This window comes from Massilia agrisoli, assembly GCF_020831365.1.
Taxonomy (GTDB): Bacteria; Pseudomonadota; Gammaproteobacteria; order Burkholderiales; family Burkholderiaceae_D; genus Telluria_A; species Telluria_A agrisoli.
In genome coordinates this window covers 63,470-84,873 of the sequence record NZ_JAJHPV010000014.1, presented here as the reverse complement: position 1 = coordinate 84,873, position 21,404 = coordinate 63,470, and the positions used below count along the sequence as shown (strand labels likewise).

The window sequence follows — 21,404 nt, the reverse complement described above, 5'->3', positions numbered from 1 at the left end:
GGCCGGCACTTCGGCCGGCCCGGCGTGGAACTACTTCAGGCCTTCGAACGGGTCGTCGCTCGAAGTCTTCTTTTGTGCGGAGGAGGAAGTTACGGGAGTTTGTGGCGGCCTCTTTTGCGGAGCGGCGGCAGCGGAGCGTCCCTTCTGGCCGCCTGGCACCAGCACCTCTTCCCCGAGCGCAGCGCGCAACAGCTTGGCGAGATCCTGGGCTTCGGAGCGGATCGTTCCACTCAAATTGTTCTTGCGAGTCATTTCTGCCAGCGCCTTGCTGGCCACGCGCAAGCCGCTGACCGCGGTAATGCTGTGCGCCAGGGTGTCGTCGGCGTCGCGCTGCAGCGCCTGTTGGGCAAGCACGATCGCCTGGCCGTAGTCGTCGGCATCGTAACGGATCTGCGCCATGCGGACCCATGGGGTCTTGTCGGCCGGATGGGCCTGGGCGGCGCCCTGCAGGATCGCGATAGCCTTGTCGTTCTGCCCGGCTTTGGCGGCAGCGTTCGCAGAAGCGACCGCGTCTGCGACGGAGCCGTGCGACCTGGCCGCCGACGAGGGTTCGGTGGTGGCGCAGGCCGACAACAAGGCGACAACTGCAAGGCCGGGAATCAGTCGTTTCAACATGCTTGCTCTCCAGTACCGTTTGTCCAGCCGCTATTATTGGACAGCGGAAATCCAGCAAATTGCGAAGAGTCAATAGAAGCTGGTTTCGCGATTGCATAACAAAATGTCGGGCGAAGTTGCGTAAGGTCACGGGTGGGCGATGCGCTTGGCTTTAAATAGGCGTTTCGGTTTCTCAACATTTGAAGGATGACCATGGCGAAGACCTGCCTGCTCCCCATGCTATTTGCCGGTTTTGTGCTGGCCGGATGTGCCGGAGGCTCGGCACTGGAGACGATTGGATTGCGCAAGCCACCCGAGCTTGCCGATGCGCTCAAGCCCGCGCGTAACGTCCCGATCCGGCTGCATGCGGCCAGCAGCTTGAACGTCGATGCGCAAGGCAGGCCGCTGGCGGTGGTTGCGCGCATCTACAAGCTGCGCCAGCAAGCGGCATTCGAGCAGGCGCCCTACGACGCCTTCCTCAGTCCGCAGAAGGAAAAGGACGCGTTCGGCGCAGACCTGGTGGATGTCAAGGAAGTCATGCTGGTGCCTGGACAGCGCTACGAGGCGGTCGAGAAGGTCAGCCGCGAGGCGTATTTCGTCGGCGTGGTTGCGCTGTTCCACTCGCCCGCGCCGCAACGCTGGCGGCTGGCTTACGCGGCCGCCGATGCCGCGCAAAACGGCATCACGGTCGGCGTCCACGGCTGCGCGCTCAGCAGCGGCGCCGGCGCCAGCGCGGTCGGAACGGCGGCAAAGCTGCACTCCCCTGTGCCCTGTCAATAAGCCGCACAACATTTCCTGCAAGCTAGATCCTGAGTTCACTCGCAGAATGAGGCAATCATGGAATCGAACCCGATGACACAGGTGACCGCATGACGCCGCATGTGGAACGGCGCGCGGCGCGTGAACCGGCCCGCGCCGATGCCGCCGGCCCGCGCACGCTGGTCGACCTGATGTACGAAGGCTTTTATGCGCTGTTCCTGCTGAAGAACGGTAGCGGCCCGCACGACAAGGCAGGATTCGTCGACCACATCACCCAGTTCCTCGGCGAGGTGGACCGGCGCGCCAAGCAGATCGGCGTTCCGCCGGAGGATATCGAGGCGGCGAAATATGCGTACTGCGCCGCGGTCGACGAGATCATCCTGCGGTCGCAGTACGACATCCGCGAAGCCTGGGAAACCCGGCCGCTGCAGCTCAGGCTGTTTGGCGACCAGCTCGCCGGCGAGCATTTTTTCCAAAAGCTGGAGGAACTGCGTACCCGCGGCATCGTGCACCTGCAGTCGCTGGAAGTCTTCCACATGTGCCTGCTGCTGGGATTCCAGGGCAGGTACGCGCTCGACGCTCCTGACAAGCTGAACTATTTGTGCTCGCGGCTGGGAGACGAGATCGCCCGCATGCGCGGCAAGAGCCGCGGCTTCGCACCGCACGCCGACCGCCCGGACCAGATTGCCAACAAGCTGCGTACCGACTTGTCGCTGTGGGTACTGACGTCGGTGTTCGCCCTCGCCGGGCTTGGGGCCTACCTCGGTTTCAATGCCATGCTCGGCAGCGACACCGACAAGGCCATGGCCGCCTACAACGACCTGGTAAAGCTGCCGCCGCGCGCCGCCAATGTCACGATCACGCTGCCTTGACAGTTGGCACCTTACTGGGCGACCTTGAATTCAATGCGGCGGTTGCGGGCGCGCCCATCAGGGGCGCGGTTATCTGCTACCGGCCGGTCAGGGCCTTCGCCCGAGACCGCGATCGATTCGGCGTCGATCCCCTTCGTGACGAGATAGGCTTTCACCGCCTCCGCCCGCGCCTGGCTTAAGGACAGGTTGCTGGCGCGCGAGCCGGAGTTGTCGGTGTGCCCGATCACGTCAACCTTCTTGTTCTTCAGCTTGAGCAGCACGGCGCTCATCTGGTCGAGGATCGCCATGCCCGATTCGGTCAGCGTCGCCTTACCGGACTCAAACTCGATGATGCGGTCGGCCAGCGCGGCGTCGAGCAGGCTTTGTTCGGACGCGGCCACCCGCAGGCCGTTGTTGACTGTGTAGGTCGGATTCAGGCTGGTCGCGATGTCGCTGGCGATGCGCTGCCGCTGCGCCTCGTTGGCGACGTCGCCGCGCAGGCTGACCGCGTTCCCATCGACCTTGAGCTGGCCGCGCGTGATCATTTTAAGGTTGGGGCCAATCAGCCGCTGCAGGTAACTGTCCCAGTTCGCAGGCGCGGCCACCATGCCGACGGCGACCTGGTCGACCACACGCTCGGCGCCATACACTTCGCGCAGGCGCGCCAGCAATCCAGCCTTGCTTGCTTCGTCGGCCACGGTTCCCGAGACGACCACCGGCGCGTTGTCGGGCGAGGCCAGGCAGCCGGCAGCCACTAGCCAGGCGCCGGCGAACAGGATAGGCTTTTTCACGTTGGGCCTCCGATGAAGGTCTGCAGGAACAGCTGGCGTGCGAGCTTGAGCGGCAATTGCGGCTGGTCGAGGTAGCTGGCGAGCGCGCGCACGTCGATGTCGACGCCCTCCTGCTCGTCGACCCAGCTGGTGTCGGCGAAACTGATCTGCTGTTCCCGGGCGATCAGCGGGTCGATGATCGCGTGCAGCGTGCTGGCGGCCGCGCCGCTGAAACCGACGACCAGCACCGGCTTGAATTCAATCTGCGTGATGAACAGCGCCAGCTCGAAATCGGCCCTGGCGAGGAAGGGCGCGATCAACTCCAGCCAGAAGGCGGCCACTGCGTAGCGTGCGTCGTCGTTGAGGGGCAGCGGCAGGACCAGGCTTTTCTGCAGGTCTGCCGCACCGCTTTGCATCACCGGCTGCAGCAGGAGGCCGAGCCCGAGGACCAGCTGCTTGACATCCGTGCGGCACAGCAGCGCGCCCAGCGAACTGACCGTACCGGTAGCCAGAAAGGTGGACAGTGCGTTACCGCTTTGTTCGTCGAGGTCGATCACCGTCTCCGGAATAGCCTGCAGCTGCGGTGACGGATCGGCCGAACCGATCACCTCTTGCGCCAGCTGTTGCAAGCGGCTCCACAAGGGTTCGAGCACCAGCGGGCAGCGCGACACGAACTGCGCCGGGTCATTCACTTCGAGGGTGCGCATCATCAGGAACGGAAAGCGCCGCCCGGACTGGTCGCTGCTGGCCACCAGATGGCCGGCTATCGCGTGCTTGCGGCGCGGTCCGACGAAGGCGAAACTGACCGGCGCCAGCGCGTCGTAGTTGATTTTCCAGCGGGCGTCCGCGGGCAACTGGCTCATCACCTGGGCCATCCAGTTGTCGAGGACGCCGATCAGCGGCGTGTCCTGCGCAGCCTTGATAAAGTCGCTGCGTGTCGGGATTTTGCCGATGTAGCCGATCCGGCCGGGCGCCGGCGCGCGCATCATTGCATCGCTCCCGCCGATACGGCGGCCACCGCCGGCGCGGCTGTCTCCATCGTCCGGCCGACGATCGTTTCGGGCAACCGCATGCCATGGAAGCCGCGCCCCGGTGACCCCGTCTCGCCGTCGGGGAAACTGCGGCTGCTGGTTATCTTGAGGTCGACCGCTACCGCCACGTTGCCGTTCGCCCAGCGCAGTTCGAACACGCCGCCTTCCTTGCGCTTGCGGCTCGCCGCATCGATCATGCGTTTCAGGCCGAACTGCCCTGCTTCGTTGAACAGCTCCACCGTGCGGCCGTCGAACGTCACCGCAGTGATCCGCACTCCGGGCGCGCCAGCTGGGCTGGGGTGGACCATGTTCGTCCACGCCGGCGGCGTGTTCCGGTAGCGCAGTACCTGGCCGTCGATGTCGATCGTGTATTCGGTGATGCCCGGCGCCGGCAGCGGCTGCAGCTGGAAAACGGTTTGCGGTCCGCTCGACGCCGCCACGCCATTTGCCGACAGCGGCGCGACCCATGCGGGGAATGCAGCAACCGCTTGCGGCGCCAAGGTGATGCCCATGTTTGCCCAGGTGCGCGGCGCCAGCACGTCGCCGCGCCTGATAATCAATGGCCCCATCGACGTGTTGACGAATTTGGCAACCGTACCCTCGGGGCCAAAGAACTGGCCAATCTCGGCGGGACTCGCTTCGACCTTCGACGATGGGGTGAACGGGTATTTGGCCACCAGCGACTTCTGGAACGGCTCGAACACCTGTACCTGCCAGGTCTTGTTGATCTCCGATTCGCTTGGACCGACGATGACGGCGAATACCTGGATCAACGGACGCACGAGGATCGGACGCAGGGCCATTTTCTGCGTGTCGGTCATCCCGACCAGCATCTGCTCGTCGACGAACTTCAGGCCGTCGGACAGCTCGGAGCCGGTGCCTTCCAGCGTCTGCTGCATGAACTGCCTGGCGCCGGGACCGGGATCGCCCTGGTTTTTCAGCTGGTTCAGGCGCGAGCGCAGCCGGGACAGGGTGTCGAGGTAGCCGGTCATCAGGGATGCGTCCTTCTCCTTCAAGCCCACCAGGCGGGCCACGCCGGCGAACTCACGTCCGACCGGGCCCATCGCCGGCGCCGCCGCGACCGACTGGTCGATCACTGTCCGCGCTTCGCTCGGTGCGCGGCGCAGCACAGATTCCTTGAACCACGCGAATACGCCCTTCTCGACCTTGGCCATCGGGCCAGCGGCCCCCGGGTTGTCCCACGATGTCTGCTGGTGGATCGTCGAGAGCAGCCTGGCGATCGGCGAATTCTGCGGGTCGCCAAGCCGGTTCATCGCGCGCACGCTGGCATCGAAGCCGTTCAGGTCGGGGATCGTCACGCCCTGCACGAATTTGAGCCACTCTTTGGCATACTCGTTCTTGTACATCTCGACCAGGTTCTTCTGGATCTGCTCCGGGCTGCCTTCCAGGGTCAGGTCGTTCTGCGACACGGTCTTGAGCACCCAGTCCGTGCTTTGCAGTTCCTTGTTCGATGCCTCCCTGATCGCGCCCGCGACGAACTTGTCCCACGCCTCGCGCGTGAAAGCACCCGGGACCGCATGGCTGCCATTGAGCAGCTGGTGGTCGGGCTCGCCCACGATGCGCGCCACCGTGACCGACGGATAGCGGGTCGATGCGCGCGCCTTGATGTCCGCGTACACCCGCTCACGCGCCGGGGTGCCGCGCACCACGCGGCGCAGGTTCTCGCGCGCGGTGTCGAGCAGCCCGAGTTTCAATGTCACCTGTGGCCAGGCCTGGTCTTCGACCTGTCCCAGGTAGAAAGTCATCAAGCGCTCGGCGCTGCGGATCATCTGCTCGCGCGGCATCGTGCCCCGGTTGGATTCAAGCCAGCCGCGCCAGTAGCGCGTCATCTGGTCGTTCAGGTGGCTTGGCTCGGCACGCGTTTTGTCGCCCAACATCAGGTAGCTCTTGAGCGCGCCGTAAGCGTCGGCCACGTTGGTCGGCGACGCATCCTGGTATGGCTGGCCCGGTTTGGCCGGCGCCGCCGCAGGCGTGGCACTCGTTTGCGGCTGGAGCTGCGCCGCATTGGCGTTCATCTCAGTCAGCAGGGCTTCGATGCCTGCGACGACCGGTTCAACCATCACCGCGCGCACCCCTGCGAAATATTCGTCGCGCAGCTTGCGTTCCAGCGTATCGCCCTGGTACAGGCCAAACGACAGCATCAGTGGCTGGCTGCTGCGGTACTGCTCGAGCTGCGTGATGCGGTCCTGCAGGATGTCGAGGCCTTCGAGGCCCGATTGCAGGTCGATGCGCTTGTCCTGCAGCTTGACCACCTTGTCGAGGTCCGCCTGGACATTGGCCACCAGCTGGACATTGCCCATGTATGACCAGCTCCACGCTGCCAGCGAGCCGCCAAGCAGCAGGGTCGCGGCGAAGAATGCGCCGTACTTGATGCGCTGGGCGTAAGGACTGGTGTAGCGGGCGACGAGGTCCTTGTCGGCGAAGATCACCTTGCGGAACAGGTCGAGCAGGAAGTAGCCGGATTGTTCATCCGCCTGCGCCCCGCCCTTTTCTTCACGCAGCTCGAGGTCGAAACGGCTGGCGACGCGTTTGGACGACAGGTTCTGCACCTGCCCCTCCTGCAGCGCGCTGGTGAAGTAAAACCCGCGGAATACCGGCTTGAACTGGTAGGTATTCTCTTCAAATAGCGTGGCGAGGAAGGCGCGCAGCGGGCTCTTGATCGATGCGAATTCGAGCGGGAAGGTAAACACGCCGGGGCGCATCGGGGCGGTGCGGTTGCCGGCCATGCTGGCCAGGCTCATTTCCTTCAGGCCGTCGTGCAGCTCGTCGAAGTGCTCGTCGAAGAATCCCAGCACATCCTGGTGCGTGCGGCGGCGGTTGTAGCGGATCGTCGCGCCCCACACGCGGTCGCGCTCAGTGCGGCCGGTATCGTGGAAAAAATCGCTGAAGCCCGCTATCAGGTCGGCCTTGGTGAAGATGACGTATACCGGCGCGTGCACGCCTAGCCGCTCGGTCAGTTCCTGCACACGGGTACGCAGGCTTTTCGCGAGGTCGGCCGCTTTTTCGGCATGCTCGCCGGTGAGCTCGGACACGCTGACGGCGATCAGGATGCCGTTGATCGGCGCGCGGCTGCGGTGTTTTTTCAGCAGGTCGAGGAAGGAGAACCATTCGGCGCGGTCCGCCGCTTCGACCGAATAGCGGCCCGCGGTATCGAGCAGGATGCCGTCGGTGGTAAAGAACCAGTCGCAGTTCCGGGTGCCGGCCACGCCACGCACAGCCTTGCTGCCGGCGATCGGGAACTGGAGGCCCGAATGGCCAATAGCGCTGCTTTTGCCTGCTGCCGGGTTCCCAATGATCATGTACCACGGCAGTTCGTACAGCGCGGCACTGCCGCTGACGAGGCCCAGTTTCGACGTCTTGATCGTGGTGATCGCCTCCAACATGCTCTTGCGCAGGGTCGCCACTTCGCTGGCGCCGGCCGAGACTTTTGCCGCGGCGGCTTCCTCGCCGGCCGGCATGATGCTCTCGCCCAGTTTTGCCGCCGCGCGCTTGCGGTACTGGTAGCGCGCGCCCCAGAAAATGCCCCAGCCGAGCAGCAACGCGAGCGCTGCGGCCCCAACCCAGATTGCGCCGATCTCCAGGGTATCGGCGCCAAGGAACATGAATGCCGCCAGCGCGGCCAGTCCGATAATGCCCAGCACGCGGCTATCGGTGAGGAATTGCCATAGTCGGCGCATAGTGGGAATGGTCTCGAGGGTTGGAAAGATAAGTCCGGCAGGCAATGTTGGCACCATTCCCGCGGCGGAAATTTGATGGTGGACAATAATCCGCCAGCCCTCGATGGCGGCTACCTGCGCATCACGCCCTTGACGCGCAGCTCGGTGTGGCCGAAATCCATCATCGTCCAGCGCCCGCCCCAGGTCAGTCCCAGCGACTCGGCCACTTCGCCGTAGAGGCGGTAGCCACGCATCGCCCACGGGTCTTTTTCCGAAATGATCAGTTGTCCGTCACGCCAGAATGCGCAGTCCGCCGCCAGCCCGTACTGGTGCCAGCTCTGGAAGGCGCGCGCGTTGGTGACCTGGCTGCCGATGCTGGCGAGCAGGTCCTGGCGCGCGGGGCTGCGGTAGCCTTCGAGCAAAGCCATCTCGTAGCCGTGCTTTTCTTTCATGATCTTGAAGGCCAGCAGCAGGCGCTGGTGGAAGTCGGGATGCAGCAGGCCCCAGTTGCGGCTGGCGTTGACCAGCATTGGACGCACCAGTTCGACCTCGCGCGTGGTAAAGGCCATCGGCGGCAGCGCGGCCGGCGGCGCCAGGTTTTCGCCGGCCAGCAGCGCGAGCACCTTGGGGTCTGGCGGCAGCTCGGCGGACTCGTAGCCGGGCAGGGTGTCCGGCCTGCCCATGACCAGCACGACGACCATTGGAACCACGATGGCGACGCAACCGGCGCCAAGCCAGAGGTAATGGCGGCGCACAAACTTCATTTGCCGGGCCAGCAGCCGCCCTGCCCCGTGCCTTAGCTCGGCCACCTCGCGTATGCCTGAATGGTGCAGGCTGGCAAGGCGCTGGTCCACACGCGCCCACCTTCCGCTAATGATTTGCGCAACAAATTCCCTGCCCGAAGGAAAAACGACCAGCCAAATCACGCTGCAAGCCAAACAAAAGTACAGAAATGCGATAAAGATCAGCATCGGATTCCCCAGTTTGTTTCTAATCAGAATGGCGAAGCCCCATCATAGGAGTTATACCGTGCGCCCTTCAGACGAAAATCAAAACGGGTCAACAAGGCCGAATCTCATGTCCCCTTCGCGCCGCTCGGCGGCTTCCGAGGACAGCATCCTGGCATCGCTTGAGCGCGGGCCCTCCAGCACGCGGACGCACCGGGGCTGGCTGATCATCGGCGGCTCTGCGGCAGCGGTGCTGACCCTGATGATCGCGTGGCTGGCGTATGGCAACGCAACCAGCGTGCGGGCGCTGCCGCCGTCGGCGGTCAAACGGCCGGCAGCGCCGCCGGTCGACAACGGCATGCTGAACCAGTCGCTCCCATCGATCAGTATTCCGGCGCCGCAATCGGCCGCCATCATCGACGAACCAGCGGCTGAAGCACCCGCCAGGCCGGCCCTGGTAATGCTGCCAAAGGAAGCGATGCCAGCCCTTGACGAACGCACGCCCGTGGCGGCATTGCCGCAGGAGGAACGCGTCTCACGGCCTGCTCCCGCCGTCAAAACGATTCCGGCCAAGCCTTCGGCCGCGCCCCGCCAGATTGCGAAAACTGTAAAGGTAGCAGCCACCAAGGCCGGTGCCAGGAAAGCGAAAGCGCCAGCTCCATCGCCGGTTGCCACCCCGGAAGTCGACAGCGATGTCGCCTTGCTCAGCGCCATCCTTGCCCACTCGACGCGCCACGCGACCGAGCGCGCCCAGCAGGAGAAATGCCACGGCAAAAAATGCGCCGTCAAGCCCTCAACCCAGCCGTAAATACCCGTAAAAACCACGTTCCGCACGGGGTAAGGCCGAATTTCCTGTGCCTTGGAGCCCACAGACGATATACTGTATGCATGCACAGTAATTACTGTTTCCAGCGCCACGGCAAGCAGGCAAGTCCGGCAGTTCCCCATGATCAAAGTTCTTGAAAATCCCTTCTATTACCTGGACAACTTTCACCAGGTGCTGGAGTGGATCGGCGAACGCTACAGCGATTTGCTGACCGACGAGGAACGCGCATTCATGGAAGCGTTCCCCTCGCTTCCGCAGGCCTCGCGCGCCCTGTTCGTGCGCATGGTGATGCGCAAGGGCACGCTGTTCCGGGCCAGCAAGCTCAGCTATGCCGAGATCGGCTGCACGGTCGAGGCCGCCCGGAATCTGCTGCCCACAGGCTGGATCGAGCACGATCCCGTCATCACCATCGACCAGTTGTTCGACCTGCTGTCCAAGCCGGAAATCGGCACGGTATTCGGGCTGGCCCAGCACAGCAAAAACGCGCGCAAGGCCGAGCAGCTGGAAGCGCTGCGTTCGGCCTTTGGCGACGCGCGCGCGTTCTCCAGCTGGTACCGAGATTCGGGCGACGCCGTCTTCAGCATCATGATCAAGCCGCTGTGCGACCGCCTGCGCCTGATCTTCTTCGGTAACCTGCGCCAGGACTGGACCGAGTTCGTGCTGTCCGACCTGGGCGTCTACAAGTACGAGCAGGTCGAGTTCTCGGCGTCGTCGCGCGGCTTTCGCACCCGGCGCGACATCGACCATTACCTTGAACTCCACAGCTGCAAGGAGCGCTTCGAAGCGAGCGAACCGCTCGACGAGGTGCTGCGCACGGTGCCGGAGGCGACGTTCGAAAACGACTGGCTGAACAGCCGGCGTGCGCGCCTGCTGTTCCAGATCGGCCAGCAGTGCGAGCGCCAGAAGGACTGGGACAACGCCTACCGCGTCTACTCGCGCTGCACTTTCCCCGGCGCGCGGGCGCGGGCCATCCGCGTGCTCGAAAAGAACGAGCAGTTCAAGGAAGCGTTCGAGCTGCTGTCGGCCGCGAAGCTGGCGCCGGAGAGCGACGCAGAACACCAGCAGCTGCTGCGCATCGCACCAAGGCTGGCGCGCAAACTTGGCCACGTCAAGCCGGCTTCGCGCCGCAACCCTTCTGTTGCACGCCTCGACCTGTGCCTGCCGATGCCGCAGGAGGACTGGTGGGTCGAGGGTGTTGTGCGCGACCACCTGGCGCGTGAGGACGCACCCGTCTACTACGTCGAGAACGCGCTGATCAACGGCTTGTTTGGCCTGCTGTGCTGGCGCGCCGTGTTCTGCGCGATTCCCGGCGCGTTCTTCCACCCGTTCCACCGCGGCCCGGCGGACCTGTTCAGCGCCGACTTCTTCCAGCGCCGCGAAGCGCTGTTCCGTAGCTGCCTCGACCAGCTCGAGACGGGCGAATATGTCGGAACGATCCGCAGCACCTTCAACGAGAAGCGCGGTTTGCAGTCGCCCTTCGTGTTCTGGGAAGCCCTCAGCGAAGAACTCGTCGACATTGCGCTGGCGTGTATCCCCGCCTCCCACCTGCGCAAATCGTTCGAGCGCATCCTGCTCGACGTAAAAGCCAACCGCACCGGCTTCCCCGACCTGATCCAGTTCTGGCCGGCCGAGCGGCGCTACAACATGATCGAGGTGAAGGGCCCGGGCGACCGGCTGCAGGACAACCAGCTGCGCTGGATCGAGTACTGCGCCGAGCACCAGATGCCCATCTCCGTGTGCTACCTGCAGTGGGCGGAGCAAAGCGCGTGAGTTACGTCGTCGCCGTGCGCGGGCTGTGCGAGTTCGCCGCCAAGCAGGGCGACCTCGACCTGCGCTTCACGCCCTCGCCCACCGCGCAGGAAGGCATTGCGGGCCATGCGCTTGTCACCGGGCGCCGCGGCCCCTCCTACCGCACCGAGGTCAGCCTGGCGGGCGACTACGGCCCGCTGCATGTGCGCGGGCGCGCGGACGGCTATGACCCTGGCCAGAACCTGATCGAGGAAATCAAAACCTACCGCGGCGACCTGGCGTCGATGCCGGACAACCACCGCCACCTGCACTGGGCGCAGGTGCGCGTCTACGGACACCTGCTGTGCCAACAGCTGGGCATGCAGGAAGTGAACCTCGCGCTGGTCTACTTCGACATCGGACGGCAAACCGAAACCGTGCTGCGCGAGACCCAGTCGGCCGAATCGCTTGCCCAGGTGTTCGCACAGTTGTGCGAGCGCTTCGTGGCGTGGGCGCAGCAGGAAATGGCGCATCGCGAAGCGCGCGACGAGGCGCTGGCAACACTGCAATTCCCCTACCCCGGCTTCCGCCCCGGCCAGCGCGACCTGGCCGAGACAATCTTCAAGGCCAACGCCAGCCGCAGGTGCGTGCTGGCGCAGGCGCCGACCGGCATTGGCAAGACTGTCGGCAGCCTGTTCCCAGTGCTGAAGGCAGCGCCGCAGCAGCAGCTCGACAAGGTGTTCTACCTGGCGGCCAAGACGCCGGGGCGCCAGCTCGCCCTCGATGCGACCAATACCATCCGCACCTCGGGCAAGGTGATCCCGCTGCGCGTCCTGGAGATGGTCGCCCGCGACAAGGCGTGCGAGCACCCGGACAAGGCCTGCCACGGCGATTCGTGCCCGCTCGCCAAAGGCTTCTACGACCGTTTGCCAGCGGCCCGCAGCGCCGCGGTCAAGGAGCCAACCCTCGACCGCGCCGCGCTGCGCGACGTGGCGCTCGCCCATGACATCTGTCCGTATTACCTCGCTAGCGAGATGGCGCGGTGGAGCGATGTGGTCATTGGTGACTACAACTACTACTTCGACCTGGGGGGCATGCTGTACGGCCTGACGCTGGCCAATCAATGGAAGGTCAGCGTGCTGGTCGACGAGGCCCACAACATGGTGTCGCGCGCGCGCAAGATGTATTCGGCCGAACTCGATCGGGCAGCCTTGCGCGCCGCGCGCACGGCCGCACCCGCACTGGTCAGGAAATCGCTGGAAAAGGTCGGCCGCTGCTGGACAGAACTTGACCGCGACATCAGCGCGTCCTACCAGGTGCTGCCAGGGCTGCCCGACAAGCTGCTGGCGGCGCTGCAAAACGCCGGCAGCACCATTACCGACTATCTCGCAGAGAACCCGGGGCCGATGGACGCGGCGCTCCAGCGCTTCTATTTCGATGCGCTGCATCTTGCGAAGCTGGCCGAATCCTTCGGGTCGCATTCGCTGTTCGACGTCACCCGGGCCGATGCACGCACAACCCAGCTATGCATCCGCAATATCGTGCCTGCGCCTTTCCTCAAGCCGCGCTTCGGCCTGGCTCATTCCAGCGCGCTGTTCTCCGCCACCCTCAGTCCGTGGCACTACTACAGCGACCTGCTTGGACTGCCGGCCGACACCGCATGGGTCGATGTCGCCTCGCCCTTCGAAGCGAAGCAGCTCGAGGTGCACGTCGTTACGCAGATCTCGACCCGGTTCCAGCACCGCGCCCGCTCGGCCGCGCCGATTGCGGAGCTGATGGCGCGCCAGTACAACGCTGCGCCGGGCAATTACCTCGCGTTCTTCAGCAGCTTCGATTACCTCGAACAGGTTGCAAACGAATTCGCGCAGCGCCACCCCGGCGTTCCAGCATGGCAGCAGTCGCGCCGCATGCAGGAGGACGAACGCGCGCAGTTCCTTGGCCGTTTTACGCTGGAAAGCCGGGGCATCGGCTTTGCGGTGCTGGGCGGCTCGTTCGGCGAAGGCATCGACCTGCCCGGGGCGCGCCTGATCGGCGCTTTTATCGCCACGCTCGGCCTGCCGCAGATGAACGCCGTGAACGACCAGCTGCGCCAGCGGATGCAGGAGATGTTCGGCGCGGGCTACGACTACACCTATCTCTATCCCGGCATGCAGAAAGTGGTGCAGGCCGCCGGCCGCGTCATCAGGACCCAGCACGATGAAGGCGTGGTCTACCTGATCGACGACCGCTTTGCCCAGCCCGAGGTCAGCGAACTGCTGCCCGGGTGGTGGAAGCTTACTGGATAAGGTTCCTTACCTTCTGGTAGCCGGTGCGGCTGATCGGGACGCGCGCGCCGTCCTTCAAAATGGCGATGTGGCTGTCCTTGCCGGCCTGTTCGATGCGGCTGATGCGCTCAACGTTGACGATGTACGAGCGGTGGATGCGCAGGAATGCCTGCGGATCGAGCTGGTTTTCCAGCTCGGACAGGCGCTGGGTCTTGAGCCAGGATTTGCCCTCGGCGCTGATGCTGACGTAATCGTCCTGCGCTTCGATAAAGTCGATTTTATCGGCAGCGATCACATGTACCTTCGCGCCGTCCCGGATCAGCACACGCTCCAGCGGCTTGGTGCGCTGCACCGCTTCGCTGATGGCGGCGGCAAGGCCCGGCTGGCTGCCCATGCTCGAACGCGCGTGCGCCAGCGCCTCGTCCAGCCGTTTCTGGCTGAATGGCTTGAGCAGGTAATCGATGGCGTGGATCTCGAAGGCCTTGAGCGCGTACTGGTCGTAAGCGGTGACGAAGATGTAGCGCGCCTTGCGGCCCGCCAGCTCCACTACTTCAAAGCCGTCAAGCTTTGGCATCTGGATGTCGAGCAAAACCAGGTCCGGTTCGAGCTCGGCGATGGCCTTGACCGCCTCGAACCCGTTGGCGCATTCGGCCACAATCTCAACGTCGGCGTGCGGGGCCAGGTACTCGCGCACGACGCCGCGCGCCAGCTCTTCATCGTCAACGATTATCACGCGCATTTCATGGCTCCGTTATTGTGCGGGCGGGCAGTGTCAGCTCGACCCGGTATTTATTGTCGCGGCGCGCGTGGTGGACGCCGCCTTCATGTCCGTAGGCCGTGGCCAGCCGCTGCTGCACGTTCACCAGCCCTATTCCGTTGCCAGGCAAGCCGGTGTCCTGGTCTTCGTCGACATCGTTCTCTACGCTGATGCGCAACAGCGATGCATCGCGCCGCGCGACGATGCTCACCAGCCCTCCGCCCGTCAGCCCGCCGATGCCATGCTTGACCGCGTTTTCCACCAGTGGCTGGAGGATCATCGGCGGCAGCAGGCAGGCCTTCGCTTCCTCGTCGATGTCGCACTCCACAAGCAGCCGCGCGCCGAAGCGGACTTTTTCAATCGACAGGAAATCGCGCACCAGCGTGATTTCATCGTCGACCGTCGCCTGCGTGTGCGCTTCGAGGCCCAGCGTGTGGCGGAAAAAGTCCGCCACTTCCAGGGTCATTTCGCGCGCGCGGCCAGGGTCGATCGAGGTCAGCGCGCTGATGGAATTGAGGCTGTTGAACAGGAAGTGCGGATCGATCTGGGTGCGCAGCATGCGCAGTTCGGCTTCCTGCGCCATCAGCTTCGATTCCAGTTCGCGCCGTTCGGCCACGCGGGCACGGTCAAACTCGATCGCCAGGTAGTGGGCGACTGCGGACAGCCCGTACAGGATAACGCCAAGGCCGAAGATCATCGCCTTGAGCGCCGGGGGCATCTCCAGGCCCGCCCAGCTTACTTCCAGCGCGCGCAACACGCCGTTGAAGCCCAGCCCTGCCCCCATCCACAGCGTGCCGGACACCAGCGCCGCCAGTCCAAGCACCAGCACAATAGCGCCCACCCTTTTCTGGGCCAGCGGATACGCGCGGCACAGGTAGTAGGCAGAAAAGCCCGCGGCGAAGGCGTAGACCATCGTCATCGGCAGCGCGAACAGCAGCGCGTTTGTCCACCCGGCTCCGGTGGCGACGACCACCAGCCCCGCCAGCACAAGGCCCAGCATGAGCCAGGCCGGCAGGAACAGCGCCAGCGAACGCCGGATGGACAGGGGGCCCTGCATCAGTTGCGCACTTCCACGCCGCCCATGATGGCGTGGCCCTTGACGATCAGGCGCTTCGAGGCGTCCGGCGGCGCATTGGTCTTCTCGTCGAAGCCGCCCATGATTGGCGTGCCGTGCAGGACCACCGTCCAGTCACGCGGCACCTTGATCGAGATGCCGCCAAATACGGCGAACACGTTGATGACTGCTTCGCCCTTGATCGACGAGTCGCGCATATCGAGCTCGCAGCCGCCCATGACGGCGGTGATCTCGCCGCCGCGGAAGTCCTGGGTGACGATGCGGCGCTCGAAGCCGCCGAGGATGGCGGTGATGTCGACCACCGAGTCGTCGCTCTCGCCTGCCTTCAGTCCCGGCACGACGTCGGCGCGGTTACGCCGCGCCAGCGCCTTGAAGATGATGAAGCCGCCCACGCCGATCAGGAACAGCGGCCACATGGTGCGGATGTTGAAGTAGATGTAGCCAAGGCGGTGCAGGATCATCAGCACGCCGACGGTGGCCAGCGCGCCGCCGATCAGGTAGCCGCTGGAGGTGCGCGAGTCCCAGATCTTGACCAGGCCGATGACGATCAGGATGGTCGGCCAGAAGTGGATCGCGTGGCGGAAGTCCCAGATATCGAGGTTATCGAGCAGGAACACGATGCCGAAAGCGATGGCGATCGCGCCCATGATGACCTGGCTGGACAGGCTGCGGTTCTTCATGTCACTTTTCATCGCGAGGCTCCTGGTGGGATGGAAAACGTTGTTGGATGATAGGCTCGATCACCAGCGTGATGCCCCAGGCGATGAACAGGATCGGCCAGCTGTTACGCCAGGTCAGGCCAAACATGTTTTCGAAGGTTGCGAACAGCCAGATGCCGAGGAATCCCAGCCACAGCCCGTTGGAGAAATGCTTCGCGGTCGGATAGCCGATCATCTTGTTGATCCCGATCACGACCAGGATCAGCGGCCAATAATGCCACACTGTATCGATGTCGAACAGGTCGAGGCGGTCGAGGAAAAAGGCGACGCCAAGGCCGATCAGAACCAGTCCCCATAACAATTGTCGGCGCCACTCGTAGGATTTTTCGGTATTCACTTTGCCTCCCGTTGAAAGAACAGCTTCACGATACAACGGGTCCCTGCGCCGCGAAACCGCTTTTCGGTGAACTGCGGCTGGCGCCCGGTGAACGGCGAATTATCCGGCCAGCTGCGGCGGCCGTCGCATGGATTCCCGCTTTTGCGGGAACGACGAAAGGCAAGCACGAAAAAAAGCCCGCATCGGCAAGGATGCGGGCTTTTGGCTAAACGGTTGAAACTCAGGCGGGTGGCGCGGACTGGTGAGGCGCCGGCTGGTTCTTGACCTGGTTGCGGTATTTGGCGCTAGCGGTAGCCTTCTTGACGGCTTCGCGTGCGATGTTGGTGCGCTTGGTTTCCAGCTTCTCTTGTTTGCTGCGCTGCTGGGCTTCGTCTTTGTTGCCGATACGTTTGGTCATGCGTTTCTCCTGTTGGCGGTGTTTCTTAAATTATCTATGCCGTGTGCAAAACGGCATATAGGACGACGCGAGATCGCGCTGTAGGACTCGGTGAAGATCAGCTACGGCGCGCAGGCAGTTTCACCTGCGGCATCAACATTTCCCATCCAAGCTGGCGACGGATTTCTTCCGGCGTCGGCGGCGGCCCTGCGGCGCGCTTGCGGCGCTGGAGATATTCGCGAACAAGGTGTTTCGGTGGATGGGTAAATGCCGACATGATGTCCTCCGCTTCCTGTCAGGAATTGGCCAGCACACGCAAAGGCGGCGCTGGCGCTCAAATCTGGTGCCGGTCCTCGAGGCGACCGGCTAACCTGCTGAGGCAGCAGCTCCCTTGGGTCTACCGCAGGGCGCTCACTCACACAGGTTCATCTTAAGCGCGCGGCAACAACACAACCGTTCGGTGACGCACATTCGCCAACAAACGCGGTAAGCAATAAAAAAACGGGGAGCTTGCGCTCCCCGTTTCGTTTCAGGCCAGACAGCTATCAGAACTTGTATTTCAGGTTCAGGTAGTACTGGCGGCCGCTGACGTCCAGCTTCTGCTGCTCTTCTTCGCTGTAGCGATACTGGGCGCGCTTGGCGTTGGTCAGGTTGGTCGCGTCGAACGACAGGATCAGGTGGTCGTTGATGTTGTAGCTCGCCGAGAAGGCCAGGGTGGTAACCGGCGCTGCCATCGTCGGCGCGGTTGGCATCGCGACACCGTTGATCACCGACAGGCCCTGGCTGTTGGCCGTAGGCGATGGTGCGGTGCTGCTGTTCACGTACTTGCCGCGGTAGTTGGCGACCAGGCGTGCCGAGACCTTGTCGTTCTCGAAGTAGCCACCGAGGTTACCTGCCCACTCGGATGCACCGACCATCGGACGGCCATCGTCAACCTTGGTCTTGGCGCGGCTGACGTTGGACGTGAAGCCGAAGCCGGTCTCGCCGAACGGCTGCTCGTAGGACAGCTCGATGCCGCTGATCTTCGCGCCCTGCTGCGACGAGGTGTTGATGAAGAAGGTCTTCACGGTCTGGTCGCGCGGGTCGAGCAGGTCGACGGTCGAGCTGCCTACCGTACCGGTCTTCACATAGCCATCGATCTTCGAGTGGAAGACGTTGGCCGCAACCATCGAGCGGCGTGCGAAGTACCAGGCCCACGACAGGTCGACGTTGTCGGAGGTCAGTGGCTTCAGGTCTGGATTCGGGCCGGTCACGCGGCAGCCGTTGGCGTCGCAGGTCGGGGTGCCGAAGCCGGTGCCAAGCACGTTGTAGTTCTGGCGGCCGATGGTGCGGCTGGCGCCGAAGCGTACGATCATGTCCTTGTCCATCTCGTAGCGCAGGTTCATGCTAGGAAGGGCATTGTTGAAGGTACGGTCGGTCGGCGTCTTGTAGTACATGATGCCCGACTTCGGATTGAACGGCACGCCATCGTAGTAGCTCTGCGCGTCGCCGGCGGTGGTGATTGCGCCCGGATATTTGGCGCAGGTGGTCGCAGGCTTGCCCGGTTCGGTACGGTCGCAGGAGCCGGCCGGAATCGGGGTCGAGATCTGCGCGTTGACCTGGGTGCGGACAAAGCGCACGCCGGCGTTACCCGACCACTTGTCCCATTCGAGGTTGGCCATCACGTACGCCGAAGTCTGGCGCTCGCGCATGTCGATCTCGGAATTGACGCGGCGTTCCCACTCAGGCGTGGTTTCCTTGGTTTCCGCATCGAAGTAGGCGCGCACCACGTCCGGCGAATAGGTGAAGCCGGTGTTGTCCCAGTTGCCGCCGCCCAGGCCGTCACCGAAGTCGGCTGGGTAAGGCATCACGCCGTTGGTGCCCTGGAGCGTCAGGGTGCTGCTGCGGAACGCCGGGCCGTTGCGGCCGCTGACGCGCTTGTGGTCGGCGTAGCGCACGCCGGTTTCCATCGACTGGACGATACCCTTGTCGAGGCGGTATTCAGCGTCGAACTGCAGGCTCTTTTCCTTGTCGGTGGTCTTGATACCGGACGCAGCGCGGCCCACCATCTTGTAGCCGCTGCCGTCGGCGTTCATCACCGGCAGGTTCTCGCCGGCGCCGATGTAGCGCGAGTCCGGCGCGTCGTGCAGGCCGTTCAGGGCATACGAGAAGCCGGTGCCGTAGCGGGCGAAGGTGGTGCCGGCGTCGCGCGCGGTCTCGCCCACGCCGCGGGTGATGCTGGCGAGCGCCTTGACGGTCAGGTCTTCGTTGACGCGGTACTTGCCGTCCAGGTCGAGGAAGGAGCTGGTGGCGTTGGCGCCGTCGCGGTAGAAGCCTTCCGAGTTACCGACGAACTGAGGCGTGGTACCGGCCGGGAACACGATGTCGGCCGCCTTCAGCACGCGCAGGTCGTGGCCGTAGATGGTCTTTTCGTTGACGATGACCGGGTTGCGGATCTGGGCAAACACCTGCTGGCCGTTGGAGTTGGTGTTGATCGCCGATGCCGAGGTGCCGCCCAGCGGATCGTTCTTACCCAGCAGCATCGAGTACATGCCGCCCGAGGTCAGCCGGCCGTGGTTATTCGCGTTCATCTTCGAGTGGAAACCCGTCATGTTCACGTCGAGGTCCTGGTTCGGCTTGAATTGCAGGGCGAACATGCCGCCTTTGCGGTCACGGACCGATTCAACGAATTCCGAGCTCATCGAGCCTGGCATGCGCACGCCGTTCAGGTCGGCTGCCTTGTAGCCGGTGCCGGCCAGCGATTCGTCGGTGATGCCCTTCATGGTCGTGGTGTTGATCACGTCCCAGCCGCTGCTGGTGCCGTAAGCGAAGCGCGATACGGAATCGCGGCGCACATAGCGTTTTTCAGCGAAGCCCTGGACGATCACGCCGAAGGTGCCGGCGTCGTTCTTCCAGTTGACGGTGGCGGTGGTGTCAGGCGCGCTCTTGCCTGGCAGGTCGGCATAGCTGGCGCCGACGCTGACCACGCCGCCCAGTTTTTCTTTCTGGGCCAGCGGCTTGCGGGTGGTCACGTTGACGGTACCGGCCAGGCCGCCGTCGACGATGTTAGCTTGCGAGGTCTTGTAGACGATGGCCTGGTTCAGGACCGACGACGGCATCAGCGACAGGCTGGTCGAACGCGAGCTCGAGCCCTGGTCGGACACGTACCAGTCGCCGCCGGAAACGGTGTGGCCGTTGAACAGGATCAGCGACATGTCCGGGTTGGTGCCGCGCATCGACACTTTTTCGGCTTCGTCGTAGTCGGTACGCACTGCAACACCGGCGAGGCGCTGGAGCGAGTCGGCCAGGTTCTTGTCCGGCATCTTGCCGACGTCTTCGGCGGTGATGACTTCAACGTTGGCGGTAGCGTCCTTCTTTACGCCCAGCGACTTGGCCATCGACGCGCGGATACCGGTCACATGCACCGTCTGCATCTGTTCGCCGGTAGGCTGCGCCTGCTGCGCAAAGGCTGGCATGGCCGCCAGGCTCCACAGTGCCAAAGATACAGCGGCCGCTACTGGCTTCTGCTTGAACATCATCGTGATCTCTCCTGTTATATATGTATGCGTTGGCAAGGTGTACCTTGCCATCTTCGGGAGTATTCATGATTTGTGGAATGTCCGAAAATCACTTATGTTATTTAATCCATAACCGGGTGGAATGACTTGGCAAACAACAGCTGGTTATGGCAGCGTCAAAAATTTTCATTGTCAAAACGCGCCAAGCCGCGTTAGCGTGCTGTTTTCCTTTCCAGGCATCTCCCATGCGCCTCATTGCCCTGCTTCTCGCCGCCTCCGCCCTGGCCGGCTGCGCCACCCAGCCCATCCCTTCCGGTACCCCTGCGCCCGGGCCAGTCCCCATGGAAAGGCTGCTGGAGAAGCAGGTCTACCAGATGAGCCCGCAGGAAGTGCACCGCTACATCGCCCACATGCAAACGGCCGAACCGGACTTACGCAAGCGCATCACCGCGATCGGGCGCAAGAACATCGGCCAGCCGTACAAGCTCCACCTGCTGGGCGAATATCCGTTCGAACTGCACGATTCCCTGCCCATGTTCAGCCTGGAGAACAGCGATTGTGTGGTGTTTGCGGAACACACTTACGCCATGGCACTGTCGAAATCCTGGGAAGAGTTCTTCTGGATGCTGCAGCGTATCCGCTACAAGGACGGGGTGATCGGCGTCGCGTCGCGCAATCACTACACCGAAGTGGACTGGAACCTGAACAACAACTGGCTGGTGAGCGACATCAGCATGGCGCTTGCCGGCCCGTCCGGACCGTCGTATGAGCTGACGGTTGACCGCGCCACATTCCTGAAAACGCGCCACCAGACAGAGCGCGACATTCCGGTCCAGAACAGCCGCGAATATTTCCTGCAAGCGGACCGGGTGGCCGAGGTGGCGGCCCAGTTGCAGGACGGCGATTTCGTGAACGTGGTGTCGACCCGCGATGGCGGCTACTGGGTGTCGCATGTGGGGCTGGTGGCGACCGGGCCGGATGGCGCGCGGCGCTTCCTGCATTCATCCGAACCGCAGGTGCGCGAGGAATCGTTCGACGCCTTCATTGCCCGTGCGCGCGAGCGCGAGCAACGCAATGCGCGCGAAGGCAAGAACGGCCAGAAGCTGGCCGGCTTCAAGTTCCTGCGCCTGAACGACAACATCGTGGTGCCGCCGATGGCGCCGCAACCGCGTCCCGGCTTTGCAGCGGCGCCGTAA

The 21,404-nt window shown here is 63.8% G+C and carries 18 protein-coding genes; 6 read left to right on the top strand and 12 right to left on the bottom strand.

What is annotated here, in order from left to right; translation table 11 throughout:
* Positions 1-30: 30 nt before the first annotated feature.
* Complete coding sequence (locus tag LMJ30_RS14725; protein WP_229433097.1) at positions 31-615, bottom strand: tetratricopeptide repeat protein; 585 nt, start codon at positions 613-615, stop codon at positions 31-33.
* 192 nt (positions 616-807) lie between these two features.
* Between LMJ30_RS14725 and tssJ the strand changes: the two genes are divergently transcribed.
* A complete protein-coding gene (gene tssJ, locus LMJ30_RS14720; protein ID WP_229433096.1) occupies positions 808-1,374 on the top strand; it encodes a type VI secretion system lipoprotein TssJ in 567 nt (188 codons plus the stop codon).
* 89 nt (positions 1,375-1,463) lie between these two features.
* Complete coding sequence (gene icmH, locus LMJ30_RS14715; RefSeq protein ID WP_229433095.1) at positions 1,464-2,225, top strand: type IVB secretion system protein IcmH/DotU; 762 nt, start codon at positions 1,464-1,466, stop codon at positions 2,223-2,225.
* Between the two features lie 11 nt (positions 2,226-2,236).
* On the opposite strand, the gene LMJ30_RS14710 is transcribed toward icmH, so the two are convergent.
* From LMJ30_RS14710 to LMJ30_RS14695, 4 genes are all read right to left on the bottom strand, one after another.
* A complete protein-coding gene (locus LMJ30_RS14710; RefSeq protein WP_371873028.1) occupies positions 2,237-2,959 on the bottom strand; it encodes an OmpA family protein in 723 nt (240 codons plus the stop codon).
* 32 nt (positions 2,960-2,991) lie between these two features.
* Positions 2,992-3,963 (bottom strand): type VI secretion system-associated protein TagF, encoded by a 972-nt coding sequence (gene tagF, locus LMJ30_RS14705; protein ID WP_307729344.1) that lies wholly within the window; start codon positions 3,961-3,963, stop codon positions 2,992-2,994.
* Positions 3,960-7,703, bottom strand: coding sequence for a type VI secretion system membrane subunit TssM (gene tssM, locus LMJ30_RS14700; protein ID WP_229433094.1), 3,744 nt, complete (start codon positions 7,701-7,703; stop codon positions 3,960-3,962). The genes tagF and tssM overlap by 4 nt, the downstream gene beginning before the upstream one ends.
* Positions 7,704-7,813: 110 nt before the next feature.
* Positions 7,814-8,653, bottom strand: coding sequence for a M15 family metallopeptidase (locus LMJ30_RS14695; RefSeq protein ID WP_229433093.1), 840 nt, complete (start codon positions 8,651-8,653; stop codon positions 7,814-7,816).
* Positions 8,654-8,759: 106 nt separating this feature from the next.
* Between LMJ30_RS14695 and LMJ30_RS14690 the strand changes: the two genes are divergently transcribed.
* The 3 genes from LMJ30_RS14690 (at position 8,760) to LMJ30_RS14680 (ending at position 13,468) form a co-directional block, all read left to right on the top strand.
* Entirely contained in the window at positions 8,760-9,437 is a 678-nt protein-coding gene (locus LMJ30_RS14690; protein ID WP_229433092.1) for a hypothetical protein, read from the top strand.
* Positions 9,438-9,575: 138 nt separating this feature from the next.
* Entirely contained in the window at positions 9,576-11,225 is a 1,650-nt protein-coding gene (locus LMJ30_RS14685; RefSeq protein WP_229433091.1) for a VRR-NUC domain-containing protein, read from the top strand.
* Positions 11,222-13,468 (top strand): ATP-dependent DNA helicase, encoded by a 2,247-nt coding sequence (locus LMJ30_RS14680; RefSeq protein ID WP_229433090.1) that lies wholly within the window; start codon positions 11,222-11,224, stop codon positions 13,466-13,468. Before LMJ30_RS14685 ends, LMJ30_RS14680 begins: the two co-directional genes overlap by 4 nt.
* Here the strand turns inward: LMJ30_RS14680 and LMJ30_RS14675 are convergent.
* The 7 genes from LMJ30_RS14675 to LMJ30_RS14645 form a co-directional block, all read right to left on the bottom strand.
* Positions 13,458-14,186, bottom strand: coding sequence for a LytR/AlgR family response regulator transcription factor (locus LMJ30_RS14675; protein ID WP_229433089.1), 729 nt, complete (start codon positions 14,184-14,186; stop codon positions 13,458-13,460). The two genes, LMJ30_RS14680 and LMJ30_RS14675, sit on opposite strands and share 11 nt — an antisense overlap.
* A 1-nt stretch (position 14,187) precedes the next feature.
* Complete coding sequence (locus tag LMJ30_RS14670; protein ID WP_229433088.1) at positions 14,188-15,261, bottom strand: sensor histidine kinase; 1,074 nt, start codon at positions 15,259-15,261, stop codon at positions 14,188-14,190.
* Entirely contained in the window at positions 15,261-15,971 is a 711-nt protein-coding gene (locus LMJ30_RS14665; protein ID WP_229433087.1) for a LiaI-LiaF-like domain-containing protein, read from the bottom strand. The genes LMJ30_RS14670 and LMJ30_RS14665 overlap by 1 nt, the downstream gene beginning before the upstream one ends.
* On the bottom strand, positions 15,961-16,335 hold the full coding sequence (locus tag LMJ30_RS14660; protein ID WP_229433086.1) for a LiaF transmembrane domain-containing protein: 375 nt from the start codon (positions 16,333-16,335) through the stop codon (positions 15,961-15,963). Before LMJ30_RS14660 ends, LMJ30_RS14665 begins: the two co-directional genes overlap by 11 nt.
* Positions 16,336-16,555: 220 nt before the next feature.
* A complete protein-coding gene (locus LMJ30_RS14655; protein ID WP_229433085.1) occupies positions 16,556-16,732 on the bottom strand; it encodes a hypothetical protein in 177 nt (58 codons plus the stop codon).
* A gap of 97 nt (positions 16,733-16,829) precedes the next feature.
* The gene (locus LMJ30_RS14650) at positions 16,830-16,988 is read right to left on the bottom strand and encodes a hypothetical protein (RefSeq protein ID WP_229433084.1); all 159 of its coding nucleotides are present in this window, start codon (positions 16,986-16,988) and stop codon (positions 16,830-16,832) included.
* Between the two features lie 268 nt (positions 16,989-17,256).
* Positions 17,257-20,229, bottom strand: coding sequence for a TonB-dependent receptor (locus LMJ30_RS14645; protein ID WP_229433083.1), 2,973 nt, complete (start codon positions 20,227-20,229; stop codon positions 17,257-17,259).
* Positions 20,230-20,453: 224 nt separating this feature from the next.
* Here LMJ30_RS14645 and LMJ30_RS14640 point away from each other — a divergent pair, with 224 nt between their 5' ends.
* The gene (locus LMJ30_RS14640; RefSeq protein ID WP_229433082.1) at positions 20,454-21,404 is read left to right on the top strand and encodes an N-acetylmuramoyl-L-alanine amidase-like domain-containing protein; all 951 of its coding nucleotides are present in this window, start codon (positions 20,454-20,456) and stop codon (positions 21,402-21,404) included.